Origin of the sequence: Streptomyces durocortorensis, assembly GCF_016901035.1 — a bacterium.
GTDB lineage: Bacteria > Actinomycetota > Actinomycetes > Streptomycetales > Streptomycetaceae > Streptomyces > Streptomyces durocortorensis.
Window position 1 is genome coordinate 2,255 of record NZ_JAFEUF010000312.1, and the last position, 4,450, is coordinate 6,704.

A 4,450-nucleotide genomic window follows, 5' to 3' on the forward strand; every position below is an offset into this window, starting at 1 on the left:
CCTTCAAGCCGCGTACCATTGCCGCCTGAGCAGCGCTTTTCCAGGACTGCGCCCCCCGGGGGCCCGGGGGGGGGGCGGGGGCGGGGGGGGGGGCCGGGGGGGGGCCCCCCCCCCCCGCGGGGCACCGCTCAGGAGGACCCCGGCACCCGGGACCAGAAGTGGTCGACGATGTTCTCGACGTAGCGGCGGCCGTCCTCGCCGGACGCGGTGGTGCCACCGGCCCGGCTCAGGGTGGCCGCCATGAGGACCTGGTACTCCTGCTGCATGGCCTGCAACGGGGCCTTCAGGTCGCGGCGGTCCATGGAGACCAGCTTGGCGATGTCACGGATGTGCGCCTGCCAGCGGGTGGAGACGGCCTCAGCGAGGAGGCGGGCCAGCTCCTCCTCCAGCCTGGTGATGGCGATGAAGTCGCGCGGGGGGAGGCTGAGGACCTCGCCGAGCTTGACGGACTGCCGTTTGTCCCCGGTCCACTGACCGGTCTCCTCCATGTACGCGTACGCGTCGAGGGTGAGGCCCGTGGCGCGGGCGACCTCCTCGGCCGAGACGCCTCGCGCGATGCGGTGTTCCAGCAAGGTACTGGGCCGTCCCATGAGTTCACTGGGCTGACACCACAACGCGCCTGCCAGTGCCGTCAGTTCACCTGCGTCCGGGACGTGGGTGCCGCGTTCCCACGCGACCACGTGCTCGGGGCTGACGTGCGAGGTGCCGAAGGACGCGCGCATGCCGTAGGCGACATGACCGGGGGCCATCCCGAGCTTCTCGCGCAGGGCGCGCGCTGCCCGCGCGTTGAAGGGGAGTGGAGGGTGCACACACGGAGCGTAGGGGAGCTGTCACCGTCACTTCCATGCCCACTGTCGGCTGCCTGCCGGTTTGACGGAAAAGGTCACCGTCGATTCCGTAGGAAAGCACAGGAGTGAAAAGGTACCAACTGCACGCTCTACGCGGGTAGTTGCGATCCCCTGGGTGCCGCGTATGATCCGCTCGCAAGTGCCGCATGTGCGTTCGCACAGTACCTGCCACTCACCACGGGCAGCACCGGCACCCTCTTTCCCCCTCATCATTCGCAGGCCCAGGAGACTCCGTCATGCACCCCAGTCCGACCAGCCCGCCGCCGCCCGACGCGAAGCCCGCCGGATCGGAGGGCGCCGTCGACCGGTTCTTCCGTATCAGCGAACGCGGCTCGTCCTACATACGGGAGATACGCGGCGGATTCGCCACGTTCTTCACGATGGCATACATCCTCGTGCTCAACCCGATCATCCTCGGCGGGGCCGAGGACAAGTTCGGTGAGACGCTGGACAGCGTGCAGTTGGTCACCGCCACGGCTCTGGTCGCCGCGGTGATGACGCTGATCATGGGTGTGGGCGGAAACCTGCCGCTGGCCCTGGCGGCGGGTCTGGGCATCAACGCCGTCGTGGCCTTCCAGATCGCGCCCCTGATGAGCTGGGAAGACGCGATGGGTCTCATCGTGCTCGAGGGCTTGCTGATCTGTGTTCTGGTGATGACCGGGTTGCGCGAGGCGATCATGCACGCCATCCCGCAACCCCTGAAGCAGGCGATCAGCGTCGGCATCGGTCTCTTCATCGCCTTCATCGGCTTCGTGGACGCAGGGTTCGTCACCCGGATCCCCGATGCCGCGAACTCCACCGTGCCCGTCCAGCTCGGCACCGGCACGCTCACCGGCTGGCCGATGCTCGTCTTCTGCCTCGGTGTGCTCCTGACGATCGTCCTGGTCGCCCGGAAGGTGAAGGGGGCGATCCTCATCAGCATCGTCCTGATGACCGTCGTCGCCATCGTCATCAACGAGATCGCCGACATCAAGGCCTGGGGTCTGACGTCGCCCTCGATCCCCGGCAACCCCGTCGCCGCACCCGACTTCGGGCTGCTGTTCCACTTCGACCTGCTCGGGTCGTTCGGTCAGGTCAGCGTGCTGACGGTCGTCCTGCTCATCTTCACCCTGATCCTGTCCGACTTCTTCGACACGATGGGCACCGTCGTGGGGGTCACGGCGGAGGCCGGTCTCCTCGACGAGCGGGGCCAGGTGCCCGGTCTCGGCCGCGTCCTGCTCATCGACGGTGCTGCCGCCGTCGCCGGTGGCGCCGCGTCCTCGTCGTCGGCCACCACCTACATCGAGTCCGCGGCGGGTGTCGGTGAAGGAGCCCGCACCGGCTTCGCCAACATGGTCACCGGCGGGCTGTTCGCGCTCGCCCTCTTCCTCACGCCCGTCCTGACCATCGTGCCGATGCAGGCGGCGGCGCCCGCCCTCGTGGTGGTCGGGTTCCTGATGATGACCCAGGTCAAGCACATCGACTGGGACCGCTACGACGTCGCCATCCCGGCCTTCCTCACCATCGTCGTCATGCCGTTCACCTACTCCATCACCAACGGCATCGGCGCCGGCTTCGTCGCCTACGTGGTCATCAAGGCGTGCCTGGGCAAGGCGCGCGAGGTCCACTGGCTGCTGTGGGGCACCGCGGCGCTCTTCCTCGTCTACTTCCTCATCGACCCGTTGGAGCAGATCCTCGGCCTGAAGTAGCGGGAAGTCCGGGGCCCGGTCAGTGGCTTCCCTCGTCGGCGAGGCAGAACTCGTTGCCCTCCGGGTCCTTGAGGACGGTCCAGGTCATCCCTTGCATCGACTGCTCGCCGACGACGGTGGCGCCCAGCTTCGCCAGGCGCTCCACGTCGGCCGGGCGGTCGGGCGAGGCGAAGTCGATGTGCACCCGGTTCTTGCCGGGCCTGGGCTCGGGCACCCGCTGGAAGGAGAACACCAGCGGGGTCGCGGCGAGGACGACGAAGTCGCCGTAGTCCTCCACGCCCTCGACGCCCAGTGCCTCGGCCCACCAGGCGGCCAGCGCCTGGGGGTCGGCGCAGTCGATCGTGATCATCTCCGGTGAGATTCGCATGTCCCTCACCGTACGGCGCACCACTGACAACGCCCGGCGGCACAGGGTCTCGTGGGGCCGTTCAGACCAGCGCGACTTCCAGCAGCGGGAGTTCGCGGCCCGGGATGGAGCCGGACGGGGTGGCGCCGATCCGGACCGCGCCCATGGCCCGGTAGAACGGCTCCGCGTTCGGGTCGGCGTCGATGGTGAGGCGGGTGAAGCCCCGGCGGCGCGCCTCGTCCATGGTGTGGCGGAACAGCCGTCGCCCCACGCCCCGGCCGATCGTGTCCGGCTCGACGAACATCATGCCGAGCGCGCCCTTCGGCGGCTCTCCGTCCAGGGTGGTGAAGCCCAGGATCCGGCCGTCCTCCTCGGCCACCGCCGTCCGCCGGGCCGCCACGTCCGCGGGGCGGATCGTCAGCTCCTCGCGGCAGGCGGCCAGGAACTCCGCGTCGTACTCCCAGTGGCCCTTCGACCGGAGGGCCAGCTCGGTCAGTACGGCGGCCTCGGCCGCCTCGCCCGCGCGTATCCGCATGAGGGCAGTCTCCCCCCATGCGGATACCCGCGCTCGCGGATTTCCGGCCCGCGTCAATCGAAGCCCGCGTCAGTCGAAGATCGGGCCCTGCGTCCGGGTCCGCTTGATCTCGTAGAAGCCGGGGATGGACGCGACCAGCAGCGTGCCGTCCCAGAGCTTCGCCGCCTCCTCGCCCTTGGGGGCGGGGGTGACGACCGGGCCGAAGAAGGCGACCTGCTCGCCGTCCGCGCCGGGGACCGCGATGACCGGGGTGCCGACCTCCTGGCCGACCTTGTCGATGCCCTCCTGGTGGGAGGCCCGCAGCTCGGTGTCGTACGTGTCCTTGTCGGCGTACTCCGCGAGGTCCTCGGGCAGGCCGACGTCCTTGAGGGCTGCGGCCACGGCCTCGCGGGTGGGGCCCTCGCCGTTGTTGTGGAAGCGGGTGCCGAGCGCGGTGTAGAGGGGGCCGACGATGTCGTCGCCGTGGAGCTGCTGGGCGGCGACGACGACCCGGACCGGGCCCCACGCCTGGTTCTCCAGCATGTCCCGGTACTCCTCGGGCAGCTCGTCCAGCTTGTCCTCGTTCAGGACGGCCAGGCTCATCACGTGCCAGCGGACCTCGACGTCGCGGACCTTCTCCACTTCCAGCATCCAGCGCGAGGTCATCCACGCCCAGGGGCAGAGCGGGTCGAACCAGAAGTCGGCCGGGGTCTTGCCGTTCGCCGGGGTGTTCTCGGACATGTCTCTCCTCAGAAGGGCGTGTTCCACAGCAGGGTGTGTCGCACGGAGGCGTGTTCCACCTGGGGCGAGAACGCCTCCGAGGGGCGGCCCATTCCCTGGATGCCACCGCCCGAGGACGCGTGCAAGGATCAATAGGTTCGAACACGACACATGACGCGCGTCACGAAGGAGTGCCCGTGCCCGGTGAAAACCTGTCCCGCGACGAGGCCCAGAAGAGGGCCGAGCTGCTGACCGTCGACGGATACGAGGTCGCTCTCGACCTGCGGTCCGCCGTCGACGGGCCCGAGGGGGCCGACGGGGGCGAGGACGGGGG

The 4,450-nt window shown here is 69.4% G+C and carries 5 protein-coding genes; 1 reads left to right on the forward strand and 4 read right to left on the reverse strand.

Going from position 1 to position 4,450, the window contains the following annotated elements; all coding sequences use genetic code 11:
• Positions 1-128: 128 nt before the first annotated feature.
• On the reverse strand, positions 129-749 hold the full coding sequence (locus JS521_RS32365) for an XRE family transcriptional regulator (RefSeq protein ID WP_205086470.1): 621 nt from the start codon (positions 747-749) through the stop codon (positions 129-131).
• Positions 750-1,084: 335 nt separating this feature from the next.
• On the opposite strand from JS521_RS32365, the gene JS521_RS32370 reads away from it, so the two are divergent.
• Positions 1,085-2,536, forward strand: coding sequence for an NCS2 family permease (locus JS521_RS32370; RefSeq protein WP_205086466.1), 1,452 nt, complete (start codon positions 1,085-1,087; stop codon positions 2,534-2,536).
• 19 nt (positions 2,537-2,555) lie between these two features.
• Here the strand turns inward: JS521_RS32370 and JS521_RS32375 are convergent, their stop codons facing one another.
• From JS521_RS32375 to JS521_RS32385, 3 genes are all read right to left on the reverse strand, one after another.
• Positions 2,556-2,903: a VOC family protein gene (locus JS521_RS32375; RefSeq protein WP_205086467.1), complete on the reverse strand. Its 348-nt coding sequence runs from the start codon at positions 2,901-2,903 to the stop codon at positions 2,556-2,558.
• Positions 2,904-2,964: 61 nt separating this feature from the next.
• Positions 2,965-3,417 (reverse strand): GNAT family N-acetyltransferase, encoded by a 453-nt coding sequence (locus JS521_RS32380; protein WP_205086468.1) that lies wholly within the window; start codon positions 3,415-3,417, stop codon positions 2,965-2,967.
• A 69-nt stretch (positions 3,418-3,486) separates the two neighbouring features.
• Positions 3,487-4,137 (reverse strand): mycothiol-dependent nitroreductase Rv2466c family protein, encoded by a 651-nt coding sequence (locus JS521_RS32385; RefSeq protein WP_205086469.1) that lies wholly within the window; start codon positions 4,135-4,137, stop codon positions 3,487-3,489.
• Positions 4,138-4,450 lie beyond the last annotated feature (313 nt).